The organism is Streptomyces sp. NK08204 (assembly GCF_020400585.1).
In the GTDB taxonomy this organism is placed as follows: domain Bacteria; phylum Actinomycetota; class Actinomycetes; order Streptomycetales; family Streptomycetaceae; genus Streptomyces.
Genome location: NZ_JAINVF010000014.1, coordinates 115,307 through 137,948 on the forward strand (window position 1 = coordinate 115,307; position 22,642 = coordinate 137,948).

The window sequence follows — 22,642 nt, forward strand, 5'->3', positions numbered from 1 at the left end:
GGCGGCCCCTCAGCGGCCGAGGGTCTCGCCCTCGCTGATACGGACGCCCCGCGCCCAGTCGGCCGCGCGCATCGGCTTCTTGCCCTGGGCCTGCACCCACAGCAGCTCGACGGCGTAGGAACCGGTGCCGACGTGCACGGTGTTCTTGCCGACGGCGAGCTGCCCGGGGCCGAGGAGGGCGTGCTCGGGCACGGGCCTGACCTGGATCAGCTTGAGCCGCTCGCCACGGAAGGTCGTCCAGGCGCCGGGCGCTGGGGTGCAGCCGCGCACCACCCGGTCCACGCGCAGCGCGGGCGTGGCCCAGTCGACCTGCGCGTCCTCGACGGTGATCTTCGGCGCGAGGGTGACGCCCTCGGCGGGCTGCGGTACGGCCTTCAGGGTGCCGTCCGCGATGCCGTCCATGGTCGCGGCGAGCAGTCCGGCACCGGCGAAGGCGAGCCGGGTGAGCAGGTCACCGCTGGTGTCGGTGGGCCGGATCTCCTCGGTGACCGTTCCGTAGACGGGCCCCGAGTCCAGGCCCTCCTCGATGAGGAAGGTGGACGCGCCGGTGATCTCGTCCCCGGCCATGATGGAGTGCTGGACGGGCGCGGCTCCGCGCCAGGCGGGCAGCAGCGAGAAGTGCAGGTTGACCCAGCCGTGCGCCGGGATGTCCAGGGCCTCCCTGGGCAGCAGGGCGCCGTAGGCGACGACGGGGCAGCAGTCGGGCGCGATCTCCCTGAGCCGCTCCAGGAACTCCGGGTCGCGCGGCCGGACCGGCTTCAGCACCTCGATCCCGGCCTCCTCCGCCCGCTCGGCCACGGGGGACGCGACCAGCCTGCGCCCCCGCCCGGCCGGCGCGTCGGGCCGCGTGACGACGGCGGCCACCTCGTGCCGCCCGGAGGCGATCAGGGCGTCCAGAGCGGGAACGGCGACCTCGGGGGTACCGGCGAAGACGAGCTTCATGGGCGGGATCGGGCCTCTCGGGGCGGGGTTGGACGGGCAGCGCACCAGTCTATGGCCGGCTCCCCCTCCACCACCCCACCGGGCTTCTCGGCCCACCGGACAGGTGGTGTGCGAGCGGGCGAACGGCGTACGCATATGCCCATACGCCCCCACACCGTGACCAGGGGACCGCAGGCGCGTTGGTCAAGAAAGAGTTGACCACATCGGGCCCCTTTCGCGGCCCAATTCCTTTCAACGCCGGTTCGAGAGGCTTGTTCATGGCCGACCACGCAACCCACGACGCCCAGGCCCGGGCCAGCCTGCACCTGCTGGTGCGGGACATCGAGCGGGTCCGCCGCCAGGTGGACGCGCTGCGCACGCTCACCGCCCAGTTGGGCAATGTCTACCGCCCGCGCCGCTCCGGCCCCTCCACGGGCTTCGTCGTCTACGGACGTGCCCCCGCCCCGACGGTCCGTCTCGCCCAGGAACTCCGGGACAGCGTCGAAACCCTGGTCACGGCCGCCGTGGACTTCGACCGCTCGCTCGGCTTCTCCTGGGACGCGGTGGGCTCCGCGCTCGGGGTCACCAAGCAGGCGGTGCACCGCCGTTACGGTGCCCGCCGCGCCGCGGCCCAGGCAGCCGCCGAGGCCGAGCGGACCGCGGAGCCGTCCGGCTCCCGCACGGTCAATGTGAACACCGGCCTGCCTGTGGCCGAGCCGACGGTCCCCGCCCCCGCCCGCTCGATGCCGACCCAGCCCACCGCCGGCAGCCCGGCCCTCCGCGACGACGTCCGCCCCCCGGCCTTTCCGAGCCCACGCAACGGCTGACGCACCTCACCCTTGCCCTCCCCGAGCACGGCCGGGAGGGCAGACACATGTCCGCACCCACCGGGGGCCCGGTCGGCCAGGAGCCGGCCGGGCCTCCTCGTCATCCGATGTCCGGCGGGTCGATCCGCACCCGCACCCGCGCCGCCTCACCGCTTCCCCGTGCCATGCGGGCGGCCATCGCGTGCTTCAGGGCAGTGGCCAGGGCCGCGCCGCTGCCCGGTGGTACGCGGACGAGGACACGCTCCCAGTGCTCCCCGGGCGGGGGCGCACCGGGTCGGCGTGGGCGGCCGGGTGGTGTGGGCGGGACCGGAACCGGGCCCAACACCTCTGCGTCCGGAGGCAGTTCGGCCGATCCCAGGAACTCGGCCACGGCAGTCGGCGCCCCGGACAGGGAGGCCATCCGCGACACCGGCGGGAAGCCCAGTTCCGCCCGTTCGGCCAGCTCCCGCACCGCGTGCCCGACAGGGTCCCACCGCACGAGAGCCTGCACGGGACGCAAGGTCGGCTCGGCGACGACGACCACGGTCCCGCGCTCGCTCTGCGGCCGTACGAGCGCCCCGGCCGCGATCCACCGGCGCAGCGCGTCCTCCCCGGCCCGCAGGTCGGGGCGGCCGAGCATGGCCCAGCCGTCCAGCAGCAGGGCCGCCGCGTAGCCGCCCTCGGCGACCGGTTCGGCGCCCGGTGTGCTCACGACCAGCGCGGGTGTGCCCGGCACGGTGTCCAGCACGTGCTCCCGTCCGGAGGTGCGCACCGGTACGGCGGGAAAGGCCCGGCCCAGTTCCTCGGCGGTACGGCGGGCACCGACGATCTGGGCCCGGAGCCGGAAGCCGCCGCACTCCGGGCAGTGCCAGGCGGCTTCCTCACGCCCGCACCAGTCGCAGCGCAGAAGGCCCGCGTCCTGGCCCTGGAGCGGCCCGGAGCAGTGCCCGCACCGGGCAGCGGCACGGCACTGGACGCACGCCAGGCGCGGCACGTAACCGCGCCGGGGCACCTGCACCAGCACCGGTCCGTGCCGCAGCCCTTCCCGCACGACCTGCCAGGCCAGGGTGGGCAGCCGGGCGGCGCGGGCGGCCTCGTCCCGCGCGAGGTCGCCGTCGCCGACGGTCCGCACGAGCGGCGCGGCCCGTCGTACCTGGTCCCGCCCGGCGGCCAGGGGGCGTGCCCAGCCGCTCTCCACGAGCTGCGCGGCCTCCACCGTGCAGCTGAAGCCGCCCAGCAGGAAGGCGCACCGGTCCAGCGCGGCACGCAGCAGCAGCACGTCACGGGCGTGCGGCTGCGGGGCGTGCGGCTCGCTGTGGCTGTCGTCGCCGTCGTCCCATATGGCGACGAGCCCCAGGTCCCGTACGGGGGCGAACATGGCCGCCCGGGTCCCCACGACCGCGCGCACGGAGCCGCGCCGCACGGCGAGCCACTGCTCGTACCGCTTCTCGGGTCCGGCGTCGGCGGTGAGCAGCGCGTGCCGGCCCTCGCCGAGCACCGTGGTCAGCGCGGCGTCGACCCGCGCGGCGGCCCGCCCGTCCGGTACGACGACGAGCGCGCCGCGTCCCGAGGCGAGCGTCGCGGCGACGGCCCGGGCCAGCTCCTCGCTCCACAGCGGCCCCGGCAGGGCGTTCCACACCGCCCTCGGTGCTCCTCCGCAGACCAGCGAGTCGAGGAAGGCGCCCCCGTGCTCGTACCGCACCCACGACCCGGCGTCGGGCGCGGCCGGCGGTGGCAGGGGCTCGGGCGACGGCCGCCGCTCGGCGCGCGCGCTCCGGGGCGGCACGGCGAGTTGCAGCACATCGGCGAGGCTGCCCGCATACCGGTCGGCGACGGCTCGCGCGAGCCCGAGCAGTTCCTCGTTCAGCACCGGCTCGGGCGACACGACCTGGGCCAGCGCGGCCAGCGGCCCGGAGTAGTCGGACTCGGCCCGCCGCTCGACGAGGAAGCCGTCGACGAGTCCTCCGCCCTCCCGGCGCCCCTCGCGCACCCGGTGCCGCCCGGCGCCGAACCGCACCCGCACCCGCACCCCGGGCTGCGCGTCCGCGTCCAGCTCCTCGGGCACGGCGTAGTCGAAGTACCGGTCGAGATGCAGCACACCCTTGTCGACCAGCACCCGTGCGACGGGCAGCTCCTTGGCCAGCGCCGCCCCCCGCCAGGTACGCGGCTTGGCCCGCGGCACCCTGGCCCCGCGCACACTCTCCCGAATGAGCGCAAGCTGCTCCGGCGGCGCCCCTTCGCCCCCGCCGCCCCCCGGCCCGTTCTCGCTGCTCACGCTTGCATTCTTACCAAACAGCACTGACAAACGACCGCGCGAGCAGCCTCGGGGGGCAGAGGACGCCACAAGGCCCGGCACCCCGAAGGGACACCGGGCCTCGCTGGGCGTTCGTGGTGGGCTTACAGGCCCGCGGCCTTGCGCAGGGCGTCCACGCGGTCGGTGCGCTCCCAGGTGAAGTCGGGCAGCTCGCGGCCGAAGTGGCCGTAGGCGGCGGTCCGGGAGTAGATGGGGCGCAGCAGGTCGAGGTCACGGATGATCGCGGCCGGGCGCAGGTCGAAGACCTCGTCGATGGCCTTCTCGATCCTCTCGGTGTCGACCTTGTGGGTGCCGAAGGTCTCGACGAACAGGCCGACAGGCTCGGCCTTGCCGATCGCATAGGCGACCTGGACCTCGCAGCGGGCGGCGAGGCCGGCCGCGACGACGTTCTTGGCGACCCAGCGCATCGCGTAGGCGGCCGAGCGGTCGACCTTGGACGGGTCCTTGCCGGAGAAGGCGCCGCCGCCGTGGCGGGCCATGCCTCCGTAGGTGTCGATGATGATCTTGCGGCCGGTCAGGCCGGCGTCACCCATCGGACCGCCGATCTCGAAGCGGCCGGTCGGGTTGACCAGCAGGCGGTAGCCCTCGGTGTCCAGCTTGATGCCGTCGTCGAGCAGCGCCTTCAGCTCGGGCTCCACGACGAACTCGCGGATGTCGGGGGCGAGGAGGGACTCCAGGTCGATGTCCGAGGCGTGCTGGGAGGAGACGACCACGGTGTCCAGGCGGACCGCCTTGTCGCCGTCGTACTCGATGGTGACCTGGGTCTTGCCGTCCGGGCGCAGGTAGGGGATGGTGCCGTTCTTGCGGACCTCGGACAGGCGCGCCGACAGACGGTGCGCGAGGAAGATCGGCAGCGGCATGAACGTCGGCGTCTCGTCCGTCGCGTAGCCGAACATCAGGCCCTGGTCGCCCGCGCCCTGCCGGTCCAGCTCGTCCTCGTCACCCTCGACCCGGGACTCGTACGCCGTGTCGACACCCTGCGCGATGTCCGGGGACTGCGCGCCGATCGAGACCGAAACGCCACAGGAAGCGCCGTCGAAGCCCTTCTTCGAGGAGTCGTAGCCGATCTCGAGGATCTTGTTGCGGACGAGGGTCGCGATGTCCGCGTACGCCTTGGTCGTGACCTCGCCGGCCACGTGCACCAGGCCGGTGGTGATCAGAGTCTCGACCGCGACGCGCGAGGACGGGTCCTCGCGCAGCAGCGCGTCGAGGATGGTGTCGCTGATCTGGTCAGCGATCTTGTCGGGGTGACCCTCGGTCACGGACTCCGAGGTGAACAGGCGACGGGACACAACGCTCCCTGGGGTTGCAGCGGCTGCTGGCTGATCATTGACGGACGACACGGGGGGCTGCGCCCGGCGTCGTCCGGGAACAGTTTATCGGTCGCACTCGGCCGCCGGTTCACGTGTCTCGCCTCTTGGGAGCGCTGTGACCTGCGGCACGGGCATTCTGCACAATCGTGCGCGGCCTTGGCCAGAGGCGCCCCGCGAACATGACCGGTCCGGAGCAAGAGGCCGGACGGACCGCAGACCCCGGACCTGACGGCCTGAACCGCGTCAGGCCAGGCGGGCGGCGACGAGGTCCCAGACGACGTCGGCGAGCGCCTCCTTGGGACCGTGCGGGACGGGCGTGTCACTGCCGTCGGCGCCCAGTACGACCGCCTCGTTCTCCTCCGCGCCGAAGGTCTTGCTCTCGCCCACCTCGTTGACCACGAGGAGGTCGCAGCCCTTGCGGGCCAGCTTGGCCCGGCCGTTGGCGAGGACGTCGTCGGTCTCGGCGGCGAAGCCGACGACGACCTGTCCGGGGTGGGCGCGCTCGGCCGAGATCTCCGCGAGGACGTCGGGATTGCGCACCAGGACGATCGGATCGGGGTCCTTGCCGTCCTTCTTCTTGATCTTGCCGGCCGCGTACGCCGCCGGGCGGAAGTCCGCGACGGCGGCGGCCATGACGACGGCGTCGGCGTCCGCCGCGGCCTTGAGGACGGCCTCGCGGAGCTGGACGGCGGTGCCGACCGGGACGACGTCCACGCCGGCCGGGTCGGGCAGCGTGGAGTTGGCGGCGATCAGCGTCACCCGGGCGCCGCGGGCCGCGGCCGTGCGGGCGAGGGCGTAGCCCTGCTTGCCGGAGGAGCGGTTGCCGAGGAAGCGGACCGGGTCCAGGGGCTCGCGGGTGCCGCCCGCGGAGACGACGACATGGCGGCCGACGAGGTCGGGCGTGGTGACGCCGCGGGCCAGCACCCGGCGGCAGACCTCGAAGATCTCCGCCGGGTCGGGGAGCCGGCCCTTGCCGGTGTCGACACCGGTGAGACGGCCGACCGCGGGCTCGATGACGACCGCGCCGCGCCGGCGCAGGGTGGCCACGTTCTCCTGGGTGGCCGGGTGCTCCCACATCTCGGTGTGCATCGCCGGGGCGAAGACCACCGGGCAGCGGGCCGTGAGGAGGGTGTTGGTCAGCAGGTCGTCCGCGAGGCCGTGGGCCGCCTTGGCGAGCATGTCGGCGGTCGCAGGCGCCACCACGACGAGGTCGGCGTGCTGCCCGATGCGGACGTGCGGGACCTCGTGGACGTCGTCCCAGACCTCGGTGGAGACCGGGTTGCCGGACAGGGCGGACCAGGTGGCGGCGCCGACGAAGTGCAGGGCGGAGGCGGTGGGCACGACGCGGACGTCGTGACCCGACTCCGTGAGCCTCCTCAGCAGCTCGCACGCCTTGTACGCGGCGATGCCGCCACTGACCCCCAGAACGACCTTGGGCTTGTCCACCGTCTCTCCCCGGCTCGGCAACCTACGAGTCCATCAGACACCACAGGCCCGGCAGTCGTGCTGCCGGGCCTGTGGAAAAGTCAACCGCGATCTGAAAGTACTACTGCGAGTACTACTGGGCCGGGCCCTCGATGGCCTCGGACGTCAGCAGACCGGCGTTGATCTCGCGCAGGGCGATCGAGAGCGGCTTCTCGTGAACGTGGGTGTCGACGAGCGGACCGACGTACTCGAGGAGGCCCTCGCCCAGCTGGGAGTAGTACGCGTTGATCTGGCGGGCACGCTTGGCCGCGTAGATCACGAGGCTGTACTTGGAGTCGGTGGCCTCAAGCAACTCGTCGATCGGCGGGTTGATGATGCCCTCGGGCGCGGTGATGGAAGAGGACACGCTCTACCTTCCGAAAGAGGGGAAAAGATCAGACACAATCACACAACGTCCATCAAGGCTAGCAGCTCACGCGCCACGCCCTCGACGGAGGTGTTGACCAGGGTCACGTCGAACTCCGGCTCGGCCGCCAGCTCGGTCCTGGCCGCCTCCAGGCGGCGCTCGATGACCTCGGGCGGCTCGGTGCCCCGACCGGTGAGCCTGCGCACCAGCTCGTCCCAGGAGGGCGGAGCCAGGAACACCAGCTGGGCCTCGGACATGGACTCACGGACCTGCCGGGCGCCCTGGAGGTCGATCTCCAGCAGGACGGGCTCGCCGTTCTCCAGTCGCTCCTGCACGGCCGCACGGGGCGTGCCGTAGCGGTTGCCGGCGAACTCGGCCCACTCCAGCAGCTCACCGTTGGCGATCAGCTTGTCCATCTCCTCGTCGGTGACGAAGAAGTAGTGGACTCCGTGCCGCTCGCCGGGGCGGGGGCTGCGGGTGGTGGCCGACACCGAGAGCCAGACCTCGGGGTGTTCCTTGCGCATATGGGCGACGACCGTGCTCTTGCCGACCCCCGAGGGGCCGGAGAGCACGGTCAGCCGCGGACGTTCACTCATGCAGCGATTATTCCAGCAATCCCGGAGTGCCCGGGACTCCCGGTCGGGCGGGACCCGGACTCAGGAGCCGGTGCTGCCGAACTCACGCTCCAGGGAAGCGATCTGGTTGGAACCGAGACCACGCACGCGGCGGCTCTCGGAGATGCCCAGACGCTCCATGATCTGCTTGGCGCGGACCTTGCCCACGCCCGGAAGGGACTCCAGCAGGGCCGAGACCTTCATCTTGCCGATGACGTCGTTCTCCTGGCCCTGCTTGATGACCTCGTGCAGGGAGGCGCCGGAGTGCTTGAGTCGATTCTTGACCTCGGCCCGCTCCCGGCGAGCCGCGGCGGCCTTTTCGAGCGCGGCTGCGCGCTGTTCAGGGGTAAGGGGCGGAAGAGCCACGCCTACGTCACCTCGGATGTCGAACTGTCGGATACGGACCGGTGAGGAACCTAGTCGCCCCACACCTGGGGAGCTACGAGCAACACACTTCGCCCGCTCTCCCCCACTGCCTTGAGGGCGTGGGAGGTGCCCCCACTGCTCGGAGACTAGCGGGCAAGCGCGCCGGAGTCAGCGAGAACAGCGGAAAAGTCCTGGTCAGCCTCCGTCAGGCCGGACATTTCAGACATATTGCCCTCGATTTGGGAAAGTATCCACCCTCACATCGCCCCCGCGCGGACTCAGGAGGCGCCGACAGCGGTCCCGATCTCCTCGGCGAAGCGCTCGGCCGCCGCGCGCAGCGCCCCGACCTCGGGACCGTGACGCAGAACACCCCGGCTGACGTTCGGGACGACGTTGTGCAGCGCGGACCCGAAGACCTTGGGCAGGTCCGCCGGCGTCGCCCCCTGCGCCCCGACGCCGGGTGCGAGCAGTGGACCGTTGATGTCGAGGTCGTACGACGACAGGTCGCCGACCGTGGCGCCCACGACGGCCCCGAAGGAGCCCAGCGGCTCCTCCCCCGCGTTCTCGGCCGCCAGGTGGCGCAGCATGGTCGCGCCCACGTTCCGGCCGTCCGCGCGGACGGCGTGCTGCACCTCGGGACCCTCCGGGTTCGAGGTCAGGGCCAGCACGAACAGGCCGGCGCCGCTCTCCCTGGCCAGCGCGACGGCCGGGCTGAGCGAGCCGTAGCCGAGGTAGGGCGAGACGGTGAGGGCGTCGGAGAACAGCGGGGCGCCGGGGCGCAGGAAGGCCTCGGCGTAGCCGGCCATGGTGGAGCCGATGTCTCCGCGCTTGGCGTCCATCACGATCAGGGTGCCCGCCTCGCGCGCCTCCTGGACCACCTTCTCCAGGACGGCGACGCCGCGCGAGCCGAACCGCTCGAAGAACGCGCTCTGCGGCTTCATCACGGCGACCCGGTCGGCCACCGCCTCGACGACCGTGCGGCTGAACCGCTCCAGACCGGCCACGTCGTCGTCCAGGCCCCACTCAGCGAGCAGGGAGGCGTGCGGGTCGATGCCGACGCACAGCGGGCCGCGCTCGTCCATGGCGCGGCGCAGCCGGGCGCCGAAGGGCTCGTACGGGGTCGTGCTGGTCATGCCGGCTTCCTCACGTCGGCGCCGACCGCGTCGGCGAGGGTGGCGTACGGACTGGTGCGCAGTCGCGCGGCGAGGCCCTTGTGGATCGCTCGGCACCAGAAGGGGCCCTCGTAGATGAAGGCGCTGTAGCCCTGGATCAGCGTGGCACCGGCCAGGATGCGCTGCCAGGCGTCCTCGGGGGTCTCGATGCCGCCGACGCCCACCAGGGTGATCCGGTCGCCCACGCGCGCGTACAGGCGGCGCAGCACCTCCAGGGAGCGCGCCTTGAGCGGGGCGCCGGAGAGCCCGCCGGTCTCCTGCACCAGCGAAGCTCCGGACCTCAGGCCGAGGCCCTCGCGCGCGATGGTGGTGTTGGTGGCGATGATGCCGTCCAGGCCCAGCTCCACGGCCAGGTCGGCGACGGCGTCGATGTCCTCGTCCGCGAGGTCCGGGGCGATCTTCACCAGGAGCGGGACGCGCCGGTTGGCGACCGTACGGTCGGCGGCCTCGCGCACGGCGCTCAGCAGCGGACGCAGCGCCTCGGTGGCCTGGAGGTTGCGCAGACCCGGCGTGTTGGGCGACGACACGTTCACGACCAGGTAGTCGGCGTACGGCGCGAGCCGCTCGGCGGACTTCACGTAGTCGGTGACGGCCTCCGCCTCCGGGACGACCTTGGTCTTGCCGATGTTGACACCGACGACGGTCCTGAAGACCGGCTCCCGGGTCGCGAGGCGGGCGGCGACGGCGAGCGAGCCGTCGTTGTTGAAGCCCATGCGGTTGATCAGAGCCCGGTCCGGGACCAGCCGGAACAGCCGCTTCTTGGGGTTGCCGGGCTGCGGTTCCCCGGTGACCGTGCCGATCTCGACGTGGTCGAAGCCGAGCATCGACATCCCGTCGATCGCCACGGCGTTCTTGTCGAAGCCGGCGGCCAGTCCGAACGGGCCGTGCATGCGCAGCCCGAACGCCTCCGTGCGCAGCTCCTTGTGGCGGGGCGCGAGCGCCGCGGCGATGAACGTGCGCAGCACGGGGATCCGGACGGCGAGGCGGATCCAGCGGAAGGCCAGGTAATGGGCCTCCTCGGGGTCCATCCGTTTGAAAACCAGACGGAAGAACAGCTTGTACATCTCGGAAAAGTCCTCGGGTCCTCATGACGAGGGGGACACCGTTTCCGGTGTCCCCCTCGTGGCTGCTAGTCGCGGGCCGCGGTCAGGTGTTCCGCGTGTTCCTGGAGCGAACGGACACCCACGTCACCGTGGTTGAGGGCGTCGATGCCCTGGACCGCCGCGGCAAGCGCCTGGACGGTCGTCAGGCACGGCACCGAGCGCGCCACGGCCGCCGTACGGATGTCGTAGCCGTCGAGGCGGCCACCGGTGCCGTACGGGGTGTTGACGATGAGGTCGACCTCGCCGTCGTGGATGAGCTGGACGATGGTGCGCTCGCCGTTCGGGCCGGGGCCCTCGGACTGCTTGCGCACGATGGTGGCGTTGATGCCGTTCCGCTTGAGGACCTCGGCCGTGCCGGACGTGGCCATCAGCTCGAAGCCGTGCGCGACCAGCTCACGGGCCGGGAAGATCATCGAGCGCTTGTCCCGGTTGGCCACCGAGATGAACGCGCGGCCCTTCGTCGGCAGCGGGCCGTAGGCACCCGCCTGCGACTTGGCGTACGCCGTGCCGAAGACGGAGTCGATGCCCATGACCTCGCCGGTGGAGCGCATCTCCGGGCCGAGGACGGTGTCGACGCCGCGGCCCTGGATGTCACGGAAGCGCGACCACGGCATGACCGCCTCCTTGACGGAGATCGGCGCGTCCAGCGGCAGTTCGCCGCCGTCGCCGTTCGCCGGGAGCAGGCCCTCCGCGCGCAGCTCGGCGATGGTGGCGCCCAGCGAGATGCGGGCGGCGGCCTTGGCCAGCGGCACCGCGGTCGCCTTCGAGGTGAAGGGAACCGTACGGGAGGCGCGCGGGTTGGCCTCCAGGACGTAGAGGATGTCACCCGCCATCGCGAACTGGATGTTGATCAGACCGCGCACCCCGACACCGCGCGCGATGGCCTCGGTGGAGGCGCGCAGCCGCTTGATGTCGAAGCCGCCGAGGGTGATCGGGGGCAGGGCGCACGCCGAGTCGCCGGAGTGGATGCCGGCCTCCTCGATGTGTTCCATGACACCGCCGAGGTACAGCTCCTCGCCGTCGTAGAGGGCGTCGACGTCGATCTCGATGGCGTCGTCCAGGAAACGGTCGACGAGGACCGGCCGGGAGGGGCTGATCTCGGTCGACTCGGCGATGTAGGAGGCGAGGCGGGTCTCGTCGTAGACGATCTCCATGCCGCGCCCGCCGAGGACGTAGGACGGCCGGACGAGAACCGGGTAACCGATCTCGTCGGCGATGGCCTTGGCGCCCTCGAACGTGGTGGCGGTGCCGTGCTTGGGCGCGGGCAGACCCGCCTCCGCGAGGACGCGGCCGAAGGCGCCGCGGTCCTCGGCGGAGTGGATCGCCTCCGGGGAGGTGCCGACGATCGGCACGCCGTTGTCCTTCAGGGCCTGCGCGAGACCCAGCGGGGTCTGACCGCCCAGCTGGACGATGACGCCCGCGATCGGGCCGGCGAGGGACTCCGCGTGGACGATCTCCAGCACGTCTTCCAGCGTGAGCGGCTCGAAGTACAGGCGGTCGGAGGTGTCGTAGTCCGTGGAGACGGTCTCCGGGTTGCAGTTGACCATCACGGTCTCGTACCCGGCGTCGGACAGCGCGAAGGAGGCGTGGACGCAGGAGTAGTCGAACTCGATGCCCTGGCCGATGCGGTTGGGGCCGGAGCCCAGGATGATCACCGCGGGCTTCTCGCGGGTGGCGACCTCGGACTCCTCGTCGTAGGACGAGTAGAAGTACGGGGTCTTCGCGGCGAACTCGGCGGCGCAGGTGTCGACCGTCTTGTAGACCGGGCGGATACCGAGGGCGTGCCGTACCTCGCGGACGACGTCCTCGCGCAGGCCGCGGATCTCGCCGATCTGCTGGTCGGAGAAGCCGTGCCGCTTGGCCTCGGCGAGCAGCTCGCGGGTCAGCTCGGGAGCCTCGGCCAGCTCGTCCGCGACCTCCTTGATCAGGAACAGCTGGTCGACGAACCACGGGTCGATCCTGGTGGCCTCGAAGACCTCCTCGGGCGTGGCGCCCGCGCGGATGGCCTGCATGACCGTGTTGATCCGGCCGTCGGTGGGCCGTACGGCCTCGTCGAGCAGCGTGCCCTTGTCACCGGGGTCGCCGACGAAGGTGAACTGGCTGCCCTTCTTCTCCAGGGAGCGCAGCGCCTTCTGGAAGGCCTCGGTGAAGTTGCGGCCGATGGCCATGGCCTCGCCGACCGACTTCATGGTGGTGGTCAGCGTGGAATCGGCCTGCGGGAACTTCTCGAAGGCGAACCGCGGGGCCTTGACGACCACGTAGTCGAGGGTCGGCTCGAAGGAGGCCGGGGTCTCCCGCGTGATGTCGTTCGGGATCTCGTCCAGCGTGTAGCCGACGGCGAGCTTCGCGGCGATCTTCGCGATCGGGAAGCCGGTCGCCTTGGAGGCGAGCGCCGAGGACCGCGACACGCGCGGGTTCATCTCGATGACGATGACGCGGCCGTCGACCGGGTTCACCGCGAACTGGATGTTGCAGCCGCCGGTGTCGACGCCGACCTCGCGGATGACGGCGATGCCGATGTCCCGCAGGATCTGGTACTCGCGGTCGGTCAGCGTCATCGCGGGCGCGACGGTGATCGAGTCGCCGGTGTGCACGCCCATGGGGTCGAAGTTCTCGATGGAGCAGACGACCACGACGTTGTCGTGCTTGTCGCGCATCAGCTCCAGCTCGTACTCCTTCCAGCCGAGGATGGACTCCTCCAGGAGCACCTCGGTGGTCGGGGAGAGCGTGAGGCCCTGCCCGGCGATGCGGCGCAGCTCGTCCTCGTCGTGGGCGAAGCCGGAACCGGCGCCGCCCATGGTGAAGGAGGGGCGGACGACGACGGGGTAGCCGCCGAGCTGCTCGACGCCCCCCAGGACGTCGTCCATGGAGTGGCAGATCACCGAGCGGGCGGACTCGCCGTGGCCGATCTTGGCGTTGACGGCGTCGACGACGGCCTTGAACTGCTCGCGGTCCTCGCCCTTGTGGATCGCCTCGGGCTTGGCGCCGATCAGCTCGACGCCGTACTTCTCCAGGACGCCGTTGTCGTGCAGCGAGATGGCGGTGTTGAGCGCGGTCTGGCCGCCCAGGGTGGGCAGCAGGGCGTCGGGGCGCTCCTTGGCGATGATCTTCTCGACGAACTCGGGGGTGATCGGCTCGACGTAGGTGGCGTCGGCGATCTCCGGATCGGTCATGATCGTCGCCGGGTTGGAGTTGACGAGGATGACGCGCAGGCCCTCGGCCTTGAGCACGCGGCACGCCTGGGTGCCGGAGTAGTCGAATTCGGCGGCCTGGCCGATGACGATCGGGCCGGAGCCGATGACCAGGACGGACTGGATATCGGTGCGCTTAGGCACGCTGGCCCTCCATCAGGGAAACGAAGCGGTCGAACAGGTAGGCGGCGTCGTGCGGGCCCGCTGCCGCTTCGGGGTGGTACTGGACGGAGAAGGCCGGCTGGTCGAGCAGCTGCAGCCCCTCCACTACGTTGTCGTTCAGACAGACGTGAGAGACCTCGGCGCGGCCGAACTTCGTCTCACTGACCTTGTCGAGCGGGGCGTCCACGGCGAAGCCGTGGTTGTGCGCGGTGACCTCGACCTTGCCGGTCGTACGGTCCTGGACCGGCTGGTTGATGCCGCGGTGGCCGTACTTCAGCTTGTAGGTGCCGAAGCCGAGGGCGCGGCCGAGGATCTGGTTGCCGAAGCAGATGCCGAACAGGGGCGTCCTGCGCTCCAGGACGGCGGTCATCAGGGCCACGGGGCCGTCCGCGGTGGCCGGGTCGCCGGGACCGTTGGAGAAGAACACACCGTCGGGATCGACGGCGTAGACGTCCTCCACGGAGGCCGTGGCCGGCAGGACGTGCACCTCGATGCCCCGCTCGGCCATGCGGTGCGGGGTCATGCCCTTGATACCGAGGTCGACGGCGGCGACGGTGAAGCGCTTCTCGCCGATCGCGGGGACGACGTACGCCTCCTTGGTCGCGACCTCCTCGTAGAGGCTCGCGCCCTTCATGTGCGGCTGGGCCTGCACGCGCTCCAGCAGCTCGGCCTCGGCGGCGATCGCCTCACCGGAGAAGATGCCGGCGCGCATGGAGCCGCGCTCGCGCAGGTGGCGGGTGAGGGCGCGGGTGTCGATCCCGGAGATGCCGACCACGCCCTGGGCGGCCAGCTCGTCGTCCAGGGAGCGCTTGGCGCGCCAGTTGGACGGCACGCGTGCGGGGTCGCGCACGACGTAGCCGGAGACCCAGATGCGGCTCGACTCGTCGTCCTCGTCGTTCCAGCCGGTGTTGCCGATCTGCGGCGCGGTCGCCACGACGATCTGGCGGTCGTAGGACGGGTCGGTGAGGGTTTCCTGGTAGCCGGTCATGCCGGTGGAGAACACGGCCTCGCCGAAGGTCTCCCCCACGGCCCCGTAGGCCCGGCCGCGGAAGGTGCGGCCGTCCTCCAGGACGAGTACGGCGGGAACCCTGGCAGTTCCCCTGGTGGAGGTCGTCATCGTGCGCCTTCCGTGTCGTTGATCATGTCGTTCAGGGTGTCGACCCATGCGGCGTGCTCCGCGGCGTGGTCGGAGCGGAAGCCCGAGTCGATCAGTTTGTCGCCGTGTGCCCAGGTCACCACGAGCAGGCCGCCTTCGGTCAGCACCTTGCCGGCGATGCCCTTGTCCAGCCGGGCCCCGCGCAGTTGTGCGGCCGGGACGAAGAAGTCGGTCGCCCCGGGGCGTTCGACGTCCAGACCGGCCTCCGTGAGGGTCAGCTCGACACGACTGCGGGTGCCGAGGCCGTGGGCCACGATGCGGTCCAGCCACTGACCGGCGGTGGTGGAGCCGTGGTAGCGGCCACTCATGGTCAGTCTCGCCTCGCCGGGCCCGTCCGGCATTCCAGACAGCGGCGGCTTGCCGCCTCCGCCGAGGGTGGAGGCGGGAGACGGGCGGGTGGGCAGCTCGGGAAGGTCGCTCTGGAGGGTGCCGCGCCACTTCCAGCCCTCACGCATCAGCCAGTAGACGAGCGCCACGAACAGGACGAGTCCGACGAGCCAGCCGATGCGGGCGCCCCAGTGGGTCACCGAGGCCGATCTCCTCTCGGCCGCCAGTCCCGTGGCGATTCCGGCTGCCAGCACAGTTGCAGGTGTCACGTGAGCTTCCCGTCGACGAGGGTGGCCTTCCCCCGCAGCCACGTGTGGGTCACACGGCCCGGCAGCTCGCGTCCCTCGTAGGGCGTGTTGCGGCTGCGCGAGGCGAAGCCCGCGGGGTCCACCGAGCCACGGTATGCCGTGTCGACGAGCGTCAGGTTGGCGGGCTCACCAACCGAGACGGGACGGCCGTGCCCGGTGGCCTGCCCGATCTGCGCGGGCTTGAAGGACATGCGGTCGGCGACGCCCGCCCAGTCCAGCAGGCCGGTGTCGACCATGGTCTCCTGCACCACCGACAGGGCGGTCTCCAGGCCGACCATGCCCATGGCGGCGGCGGCCCACTCGCAGTCCTTGTCCTCGTGCGGGTGCGGGGCGTGGTCGGTGGCGACGATGTCGATCGTGCCGTCGGCCAGGGCCTCGCGCAGGGCCATCACGTCGCGCTCGGTGCGCAGCGGCGGGTTGACCTTGTAGACGGGGTTGTAGGTGCGCACCAGTTCGTCGGTGAGCAGGAGGTGGTGCGGGGTGACCTCGGCGGTGACCTGGATGCCGCGGGACTTGGCCCAGCGGACGATCTCCACGGAGCCGGCGGTCGACAGGTGGCAGATGTGGACGCGGGAGCCGACGTGGTCGGCGAGCAGCACGTCCCGGGCGATGATCGACTCCTCGGCGACGGCCGGCCAGCCGCCCAGGCCCAGCTCGGCGGAGACGACGCCCTCGTTCATCTGGGCGCCCTCGGTGAGCCGCGGCTCCTGCGCGTGCTGGGCGACGACGCCGCCGAAGGCCTTCACGTACTCCAGCGCCCGGCGCATGATCACGGCGTCGTCCACGCACTTGCCGTCGTCGGAGAAGACGGTGACACCGGCGGCGGACTCGTGCATGGCGCCCAGCTCGGCGAGCTTCCTGCCCTCCAGACCGACGGTGACGGCGCCGATGGGCTGCACGTCGCAGTAGCCGTGCTCGCGGCCGAGCCGCCAGACCTGCTCGACGACGCCGGCGGTGTCGGCGACCGGGAAGGTGTTGGCCATGGCGAAGACGGCCGTGTACCCGCCGGAGGCGGCGGCGCGGGTGCCGGTCAGGACGGTCTCGGAGTCCTCGCGGCCGGGCTCGCGCAGGTGGGTGTGCAGGTCGACCAGGCCCGGCAGGAGGACCTTGCCGCCGGCCTCGACGACCTCGGCGCCCTCGGCGCTGAGGCCGGTGCCGGTCCCGGCGATCGTCCCGCCGTCGATCAACACGTCCTGCGGCTCGCCGCCGAGTACCTTCGCACCACGGATCAGGATCTTGCTCATGGGGATTACTTCTCCTCGGCCGCGAAGGTGGTGTGCGCGGAGCTCTCGTCGGAAGGGCGGGTGTGGGTGACGGCGGGCTCGTTCCCGCCCAGCAGCAGGTACAGCACGGCCATCCGGATGGAGACTCCGTTCGCGACCTGCTCGACGGCGGTGCAGCGGTCGGAGTCGGCGACCTCGGCGGTGATCTCCATGCCGCGGACCATCGGGCCGGGGTGCATCACGATGGCGTGCTCGGGCAGCTTGGCCATGCGGTCGCCGTCGAGGCCGTAGCGCCGCGAGTACTCGCGCTCGGTCGGGAAGAAGGCGGCGTTCATCCGCTCGCGCTGGACGCGCAGCATCATCACCGCGTCGCTCTTGGGCAGCACGCTGTCCAGGTCGTACGACACCGCGCAGGGCCAGTTCTCGACGCCGACCGGCACCAGGGTGGGCGGCGCGACCAGGGTGACCTCGGCGCCGAGGGTGTGCAGCAGGTCGACGTTGGAGCGGGCGACCCGGCTGTGCAGGACGTCACCGACGACGGTGATGCGCTTTCCGGCGAGGTCCTGGCCTATCCCGGCATCGCGGCCGACCAGGCGGCGGCGCATGGTGAAGGCGTCCAGCAGGGCCTGGGTGGGGTGCTGGTGGGTGCCGTCACCGGCGTTGATGACGGCGGCGTCGATCCAGCCGGAGTTGGCGAGGCGGTAGGGGGCTCCGGAGGCGCCGTGCCGGATGACGACGGCGTCGACGCCCATCGCCTCCAGGGTCTGGGCGGTGTCCTTCAGGGACTCGCCCTTGGACACGCTGGAGCCCTTGGCGGAGAAGTTGATGACGTCCGCGGACAGCCGCTTCTCGGCGGCCTCGAAGGAGATCCGGGTGCGGGTGGAGTCCTCGAAGAAGAGGTTGACCACGGTGCGGCCGCGCAGGGTCGGCAGCTTCTTGATCGGCCGGTCGGCGACCCGGGCCATCTCCTCGGCGGTGTCGAGGATCAGGACGGCGTCGTCGCGGGAGAGGTCGGCGGCCGAGATGAGATGACGCTGCATCTGTCAGGCTCCGTAAGGCAGTTCAGGTTCTGGGAGATTCCGGGCAGACCCACGCATGGGTGAGCGCGCTGAAGCGGTCGCACCCTGCGTCCGGCTTGCTACTGGCCGGCCGGCTTCACACCGAGCAGCACGGTGTCGCGACCGTCCTCCTCGGCGAGCTGGACCTTGACCGTCTCCCGCAACGACGTGGGGAGGTTCTTGCCGACGTAGTCGGCGCGGATGGGCAGTTCACGGTGGCCGCGGTCGACCAGGACCGCGAGCTGCACCGCACGCGGGCGCCCGATGTCGTTCAGGGCGTCCAGGGCGGCGCGGATGGTGCGGCCGGAGAAGAGCACGTCGTCGACGAGGACCACCAGACAGCCGTCGATGCCGTCACCGGGGATCTCGGTGCGGGCCAGCGCACGCGGCGGGTGCATGCGCAGGTCGTCGCGGTACATGGTGATGTCGAGCGAGCCGACCGGGACCTTGCGGTCGGTGATCTGCTCCAGCTTGGCGGCGAGGCGCTGGGCCAGGAAGACGCCCCGGGTCGGAATGCCGAGGAGCACCACGTCGTCGGCGCCCTTGGCGCGCTCGACGATCTCGTGGGCGATACGGGTCAGCACCCGTGCGATGTCGGGGCCCTCGAGAACGGGCCTCGCACCGGACGCCTGCGGACTGGCGTGCGTGTCGTGCTTGTCCATACGAAACGGACCTCCTTCTCCGCCTCACGGGACGGACCTTAAAGGACGTCGGATTTGCGCCATACACGTTAGCAGGTCCTGGCCGGGGCCCTGATCACCCCCTCGGCCCAAGTGGGCCTCACTACCACGGAACAGTCGGGGTGGACCATTCGGCTTGACGCACAAGAGTCACGCTGCGTAACCTCACAGTGAGTTACCAGCCGCGCGGCGGGACAACAGCCGGCCGCGTCGACACAGTGTCCGGGGAGCTATATGTCCAGCGAATACGCCAAACAGCTCGGGGCCAAGCTCCGGGCCATCCGCACCCAGCAGGGCCTTTCCCTCCACGGTGTCGAGGAGAAGTCCCAGGGGCGCTGGAAGGCCGTCGTGGTCGGTTCGTACGAGCGCGGCGACCGTGCCGTCACCGTGCAGCGCCTCGCCGAGCTGGCCGATTTCTATGGCGTTCCTGTGCAGGAGCTGCTGCCGGGCACCACGCCGGGCGGCGCCGCCGAGCCGCCGCCGAAGCTGGTGCTCGACCTGGAGCGGCTGGCCACCGTGCCGGCCGAGAAGGCAGGCCCCCTGCAGCGCTACGCCGCGACGATCCAGTCCCAGCGCGGTGACTACAACGGCAAGGTGCTGTCGATCCGCCAGGACGACCTGCGCACACTCGCCGTCATCTACGACCAGTCCCCCTCGGTGCTCACCGAGCAGCTGATCAGCTGGGGTGTCCTGGACGCGGACGCACGCCGCGCCGTGGCCACGCACGAAGAGGCCTGAGTCGCCCGACAGCTCAGCAGAAACGTGCCGCCGGGGTGGCTGGAACTGTACGGTTCCGGCCACCCCGGCGGCTTTCTGCGCGCCTCGTGGGACACGGGGGTACACATACGCCAGGAGGGGCGTCCGGACACGCAGGAGGGCCCACAGCAAGCGCTGCGGGCCCTCCCAGGCGTTCTCTCGTACCGCTTACGCCTCGTCCCGGCGCAGCGTCGGCTTCAGCTCCTTGAGCCGGCCGAGCAGGCCGTTGACGAACGCGGGCGACTCGTCCGTGGAGAACTCCTTCGCGAGCTGCACCATCTCGTCCAGGACGACGGCGTCCGGCGTCTCGTCCACCCAGATCAGCTCGTAGGCGCCCAGACGCAGCAGGTTGCGGTCGACGACCGGCATCCGGTCGAGCGTCCAGCCGACGGCATACTGGGCGATCAGCTCGTCGATGCGCCTGGCGTGCACCGCGTAGCCCTCGACCAGCTGCATCGTGTACTCGCTCACCGGCGGCTGCCGGGTGTCCGTCCGGGAGTGCCGCACCCAGTCGGCGAGGACGGTCAGAACGTCGGCGCCACGCTGGTCGCCCTCGAAGAGGATCTGGAAGGCGCGCTTGCGGGCCGTGTTGCGGGCAGCCACGGTTAGCTGTTCACCCGGCCGAGGTAGTCGCTCGTACGGGTGTCGACCTTGATCTTCTCACCGGTGGTGATGAAGAGCGGAACCTGGATCTGGTGGCCGGTCTCCAGGGTGGCGGGCTTGGTGCCGCCGGTGGAGCGGTCGCCCTGGACGCCCGGCTCGGTCTCGGCGATGGTCAGCTCGACGGCGGCGGGCAGCTCGACGAAGAGGACCTCGCCCTCGTGCTGCGCGACGGTGGCGGTGAAGCCCTCGATCAGGAAGTTCGCGGCGTCGCCGACGGCCTTCCTGTCGATGTGGAGCTGGTCGTAGGTCTCCATGTCCATGAAGACGAAGTAATCGCCGTCCATGTACGAGAACTGCATGTCGCGCTTGTCGACAGTGGCCGTCTCGACCTTGACGCCGGCGTTGAAGGTCTTGTCGACGACCTTGCCGGACAGCACGTTCTTGAGCTTGGTGCGCACGAAGGCCGGGCCCTTGCCGGGCTTGACGTGCTGGAACTCGACGACGGACCAGAGCTGGCCGCCTTCGAGCTTGAGCACCATGCCGTTCTTGAGGTCGTTCGTGGAAGCCACGGTTGCGGAATCTCCTGGACTGACGTACGACCCCGGGGGCGCGCACCTTCCTAGAGGGCGAGCAGCTCCTTGGTCGTGATGGTGAGTAGCTCGGGACCGCCGTCCGCCTCGGGGCGTACGACGAGCGTGTCATCGATCCGGACGCCGCCCCGGCCCGGGAGGTGGACCCCCGGTTCGACGGTGACCGGCACGCAAGCGTCCAGTTTACCCATGGCCGCGGGGCCCAGCTGCGGGTCCTCGTCGATTTCGAGCCCGACACCGTGTCCGGTCAGCGGTGGCAGTGCCTCCGCATAGCCCGCGGAGTCCAGCACCTGGCGTGCTGCCCGGTCCACGTCACGGTAGGCCGCACCGGGTGCCAGGGACTCGCGTCCGGCGCGCTGGGCGGCGAAGACCACTTCGTACAACTCGATCTGCCAGTCGGCGGGCGAGGTGCCGATGACGAAGGTCCGGCCGATCTCGCAGCGATAGCCGCGGTAGGTGGCCCCGAGGCAGACGGACAGGAAGTCGCCCTCCTCCACTCGCCGGTCGGTCGGGCGGTGGCCACGGCGGCCTGCGTTCGGCCCGGTGGCCACGGAGGTCGGGAAGGCGGGACCGTCGGCGCCGTGATCGACCAGCCGCCGCTCCAGCTCCAGCGCGAGGTGCCGCTCGGTGCGGCCGACCAGGATGGACTCCAGCAGCTCGCCGAGTGCCTGGTCGGCGATCTCGGCGCCGATGCGCAGACAGGAGATCTCCTCCTCGTCCTTGACCACCCTGAGCTGCTCCACGGCGCCGCCGAGGTCGGTGAGGCGGAGACGGGGGACCACGGAGGCGACGGCTCTGTAGCGGCTGACGGTGAGGTGGTGCTCCTCGACGGCGAGTGCGTCGGCCTCCTGCGCCACGGCGAGGTCGGCCGCCGTGACCGCGGAGTCACCACCGGGTTCGGACAGGATGTGCAGCCGCAGGTGCTCGTCCGGGCGCCCCTCGGCGGGACGGTCGTCGGGCGGCACGGCGCAGACGAGAACGTCCTCGCTCTTGCCGAGGAGCAGGACGGAGCCCTGCGGGGCGGCGCCCGCCAGGTACCGCACGTTGGCAGGGCGGGACACCAGGGCGGCGGGGGCACCGGACGCGTAGCAGCGCTCTCTCAGCCGGGATCGGCGGGTCGCGTACACCTCTGACATGAGACGAGCGTAGGAGTTTTGTCCGGGTTGTGCCGATTTTTCAGGGCCGAGTGGGTCCGCGGGCAGGTGCATGGCCCTGATCACCAGCTCGGGGGGCTCGCTATCGCCCTTGCCAGGACCTCGTCCAGCACCCTCGCCGTGCCCGGTACATCCAGCTGGGAGTTGTCGATGATCGGGAGGCCCGAGCCGTACCAGCCCGCCATGCGGCCATGGATGCGGGCCACCTCCTCGTCGGTGAGACGGCGGTTGCCGGTGCGTTCGGCGTTGCGCTCCAGGACGATGTCGAGGCCCGGGAGCAGGACGACCGGGAGGAGGCCGGGGCCCACGTGGCGCTTCCAGCCGCCGAGCCCCACGACCGGGCGGTCGGGGAAGACCGCGTCGTCGAGGATGCACGAGATGCCGTTGGCCAGGAAGTTCCGCGCGGCGAAGCCACAGGTACGGCGGGCCAGGCGGTACTGGGCCTCGCTGTTGTCGTTCCAGCCGGACTGGGGGTCGGCGAAGCCCGAGCGGACCCATTCGCGGACGTCGTCCAGGCTGATGTGGGCGGTGGGCACCCGGCGGTGGTCCGCCCAGTACTTGGCCACGCTGGTCTTGCCGGCCCCGGCCGGGCCGATCAGCAGCACGGCCAGGGTGGTGGTCGTCGGGTCCGGGACCGTGGCCGGGGCCGGGGACTCGGCGGGGACGCCGACCGGTCCGCCGGGCGGCAGTGGCACATGACCGGTGGTGTCCGGGGCCGGGGGCACCTGGGGTGCCGGCGGCACCGGGACGGTGCCCTGGGGGGCTCCCGGGGGCGGGCCCGGGTGGTGTGCGGCCGGTGCCCAGCCGGCGTGCGGCCCCTGCCCCGGCTGGTGGGGCTGCGGCAGCGGAGACCCCACTGCGTGCTGCATCCGTAGCCACTCCGTCTCGTGCATTTCCGTTCCTGCCGGCAGCGGGGGCGAGCCCGCTGCCCACCGAACCGTACCGTCCCCGGCCGTCGTTTGGTGAAACGACCGGGGGCTCCCTGAAGTGCCCG

21 protein-coding genes are annotated in these 22,642 nt (G+C 71.3%); 2 read left to right on the plus strand and 19 right to left on the minus strand.

Annotated elements, in window-relative coordinates; genetic code table 11:
- Positions 1-9: 9 nt before the first annotated feature.
- Positions 10-942, minus strand: a complete 933-nt coding sequence (fmt, locus tag K7G59_RS21740; protein WP_225836705.1) for a methionyl-tRNA formyltransferase — start codon at positions 940-942, stop codon at positions 10-12.
- Positions 943-1,199: 257 nt separating this feature from the next.
- Here fmt and K7G59_RS21745 point away from each other — a divergent pair, with 257 nt between their 5' ends.
- On the plus strand, positions 1,200-1,748 hold the full coding sequence (locus K7G59_RS21745) for a hypothetical protein (protein WP_225836707.1): 549 nt from the start codon (positions 1,200-1,202) through the stop codon (positions 1,746-1,748).
- Positions 1,749-1,848: 100 nt separating this feature from the next.
- Here the strand turns inward: K7G59_RS21745 and K7G59_RS21750 are convergent, their stop codons facing one another.
- The 14 genes from K7G59_RS21750 to pyrR all read right to left on the minus strand — a co-directional run bounded on the left by K7G59_RS21750 (position 1,849) and on the right by pyrR (position 18,527).
- Entirely contained in the window at positions 1,849-4,002 is a 2,154-nt protein-coding gene (locus tag K7G59_RS21750; protein ID WP_225836710.1) for a primosomal protein N', read from the minus strand.
- A 122-nt stretch (positions 4,003-4,124) separates the two neighbouring features.
- Positions 4,125-5,333 (minus strand): methionine adenosyltransferase, encoded by a 1,209-nt coding sequence (metK, locus tag K7G59_RS21755; protein ID WP_225836712.1) that lies wholly within the window; start codon positions 5,331-5,333, stop codon positions 4,125-4,127.
- A gap of 264 nt (positions 5,334-5,597) precedes the next feature.
- Positions 5,598-6,800: a bifunctional phosphopantothenoylcysteine decarboxylase/phosphopantothenate--cysteine ligase CoaBC gene (coaBC, locus tag K7G59_RS21760; RefSeq protein ID WP_225836714.1), complete on the minus strand. Its 1,203-nt coding sequence runs from the start codon at positions 6,798-6,800 to the stop codon at positions 5,598-5,600.
- A gap of 112 nt (positions 6,801-6,912) precedes the next feature.
- Positions 6,913-7,185: a DNA-directed RNA polymerase subunit omega gene (gene rpoZ, locus K7G59_RS21765; protein ID WP_005319902.1), complete on the minus strand. Its 273-nt coding sequence runs from the start codon at positions 7,183-7,185 to the stop codon at positions 6,913-6,915.
- 38 nt (positions 7,186-7,223) lie between these two features.
- Positions 7,224-7,781, minus strand: a complete 558-nt coding sequence (gene gmk / locus K7G59_RS21770) for a guanylate kinase (protein ID WP_225836716.1) — start codon at positions 7,779-7,781, stop codon at positions 7,224-7,226.
- Positions 7,782-7,841: 60 nt separating this feature from the next.
- Positions 7,842-8,165: an integration host factor gene (locus K7G59_RS21775; protein WP_003977346.1), complete on the minus strand. Its 324-nt coding sequence runs from the start codon at positions 8,163-8,165 to the stop codon at positions 7,842-7,844.
- A gap of 278 nt (positions 8,166-8,443) precedes the next feature.
- Positions 8,444-9,298 (minus strand): orotidine-5'-phosphate decarboxylase, encoded by an 855-nt coding sequence (gene pyrF / locus K7G59_RS21780; RefSeq protein WP_225836718.1) that lies wholly within the window; start codon positions 9,296-9,298, stop codon positions 8,444-8,446.
- On the minus strand, positions 9,295-10,401 hold the full coding sequence (locus tag K7G59_RS21785; protein WP_225836720.1) for a quinone-dependent dihydroorotate dehydrogenase: 1,107 nt from the start codon (positions 10,399-10,401) through the stop codon (positions 9,295-9,297). Before K7G59_RS21785 ends, pyrF begins: the two co-directional genes overlap by 4 nt.
- A 65-nt stretch (positions 10,402-10,466) precedes the next feature.
- Positions 10,467-13,775, minus strand: coding sequence for a carbamoyl-phosphate synthase large subunit (gene carB / locus K7G59_RS21790; protein ID WP_225836721.1), 3,309 nt, complete (start codon positions 13,773-13,775; stop codon positions 10,467-10,469).
- Positions 13,768-14,910: a glutamine-hydrolyzing carbamoyl-phosphate synthase small subunit gene (gene carA, locus K7G59_RS21795; protein WP_225836724.1), complete on the minus strand. Its 1,143-nt coding sequence runs from the start codon at positions 14,908-14,910 to the stop codon at positions 13,768-13,770. Before carA ends, carB begins: the two co-directional genes overlap by 8 nt.
- Positions 14,907-15,545 (minus strand): hypothetical protein, encoded by a 639-nt coding sequence (locus K7G59_RS21800; protein WP_225836725.1) that lies wholly within the window; start codon positions 15,543-15,545, stop codon positions 14,907-14,909. The genes carA and K7G59_RS21800 overlap by 4 nt, the downstream gene beginning before the upstream one ends.
- A complete protein-coding gene (locus K7G59_RS21805; protein WP_225836728.1) occupies positions 15,542-16,828 on the minus strand; it encodes a dihydroorotase in 1,287 nt (428 codons plus the stop codon). The genes K7G59_RS21800 and K7G59_RS21805 overlap by 4 nt, the downstream gene beginning before the upstream one ends.
- 5 nt (positions 16,829-16,833) lie before the next feature.
- Complete coding sequence (locus tag K7G59_RS21810; protein WP_225836731.1) at positions 16,834-17,847, minus strand: aspartate carbamoyltransferase catalytic subunit; 1,014 nt, start codon at positions 17,845-17,847, stop codon at positions 16,834-16,836.
- Positions 17,848-17,945: 98 nt separating this feature from the next.
- Positions 17,946-18,527, minus strand: coding sequence for a bifunctional pyr operon transcriptional regulator/uracil phosphoribosyltransferase PyrR (gene pyrR / locus K7G59_RS21815; RefSeq protein ID WP_225836734.1), 582 nt, complete (start codon positions 18,525-18,527; stop codon positions 17,946-17,948).
- Between the two features lie 252 nt (positions 18,528-18,779).
- On the opposite strand from pyrR, the gene bldD reads away from it, so the two are divergent.
- Positions 18,780-19,283, plus strand: a complete 504-nt coding sequence (bldD, locus tag K7G59_RS21820) for a transcriptional regulator BldD (RefSeq protein WP_014671524.1) — start codon at positions 18,780-18,782, stop codon at positions 19,281-19,283.
- A gap of 186 nt (positions 19,284-19,469) precedes the next feature.
- Here bldD and nusB read toward each other — a convergent pair whose 3' ends face one another.
- The 4 genes from nusB to K7G59_RS21840 all read right to left on the minus strand — a co-directional run bounded on the left by nusB (position 19,470) and on the right by K7G59_RS21840 (position 22,517).
- On the minus strand, positions 19,470-19,904 hold the full coding sequence (nusB, locus tag K7G59_RS21825) for a transcription antitermination factor NusB (RefSeq protein ID WP_225836738.1): 435 nt from the start codon (positions 19,902-19,904) through the stop codon (positions 19,470-19,472).
- A gap of 2 nt (positions 19,905-19,906) precedes the next feature.
- Complete coding sequence (gene efp, locus K7G59_RS21830) at positions 19,907-20,473, minus strand: elongation factor P (RefSeq protein ID WP_225836740.1); 567 nt, start codon at positions 20,471-20,473, stop codon at positions 19,907-19,909.
- A gap of 50 nt (positions 20,474-20,523) precedes the next feature.
- Positions 20,524-21,630 (minus strand): aminopeptidase P family protein, encoded by a 1,107-nt coding sequence (locus tag K7G59_RS21835; RefSeq protein ID WP_225836743.1) that lies wholly within the window; start codon positions 21,628-21,630, stop codon positions 20,524-20,526.
- An 80-nt stretch (positions 21,631-21,710) separates the two neighbouring features.
- Positions 21,711-22,517 carry a Pro-rich N-terminal domain-containing protein gene (locus tag K7G59_RS21840; protein ID WP_225836745.1) on the minus strand — a complete coding sequence of 269 codons (807 nt, stop codon included), beginning with the start codon at positions 22,515-22,517 and terminating at the stop codon, positions 21,711-21,713.
- Between the last annotated feature and the right edge of the window lie 125 nt (positions 22,518-22,642).

What these genes read in the sequence shown, in the direction of transcription:
- fmt (WP_225836705.1), bottom strand. Translation starts at nt 942, where the DNA reads ATGAAGCTCGTCTTCGCCGGTACCCCCGAGGTCGCCGTTCCCGCTCTG.
- K7G59_RS21745 (WP_225836707.1), top strand. Translation starts at nt 1,200, where the DNA reads ATGGCCGACCACGCAACCCACGACGCCCAGGCCCGGGCCAGCCTGCAC.
- gmk (WP_225836716.1), bottom strand. Translation starts at nt 7,781, where the DNA reads ATGAGTGAACGTCCGCGGCTGACCGTGCTCTCCGGCCCCTCGGGGGTC.
- pyrF (WP_225836718.1), bottom strand. Translation starts at nt 9,298, where the DNA reads ATGACCAGCACGACCCCGTACGAGCCCTTCGGCGCCCGGCTGCGCCGC.
- K7G59_RS21785 (WP_225836720.1), bottom strand. Translation starts at nt 10,401, where the DNA reads ATGTACAAGCTGTTCTTCCGTCTGGTTTTCAAACGGATGGACCCCGAG.
- carA (WP_225836724.1), bottom strand. Translation starts at nt 14,910, where the DNA reads ATGACGACCTCCACCAGGGGAACTGCCAGGGTTCCCGCCGTACTCGTC.
- K7G59_RS21805 (WP_225836728.1), bottom strand. Translation starts at nt 16,828, where the DNA reads ATGAGCAAGATCCTGATCCGTGGTGCGAAGGTACTCGGCGGCGAGCCG.
- K7G59_RS21810 (WP_225836731.1), bottom strand. Translation starts at nt 17,847, where the DNA reads ATGCAGCGTCATCTCATCTCGGCCGCCGACCTCTCCCGCGACGACGCC.
- pyrR (WP_225836734.1), bottom strand. Translation starts at nt 18,527, where the DNA reads ATGGACAAGCACGACACGCACGCCAGTCCGCAGGCGTCCGGTGCGAGG.
- bldD (WP_014671524.1), top strand. Translation starts at nt 18,780, where the DNA reads ATGTCCAGCGAATACGCCAAACAGCTCGGGGCCAAGCTCCGGGCCATC.
- K7G59_RS21835 (WP_225836743.1), bottom strand. Translation starts at nt 21,630, where the DNA reads ATGTCAGAGGTGTACGCGACCCGCCGATCCCGGCTGAGAGAGCGCTGC.
- K7G59_RS21840 (WP_225836745.1), bottom strand. Translation starts at nt 22,517, where the DNA reads ATGCAGCACGCAGTGGGGTCTCCGCTGCCGCAGCCCCACCAGCCGGGG.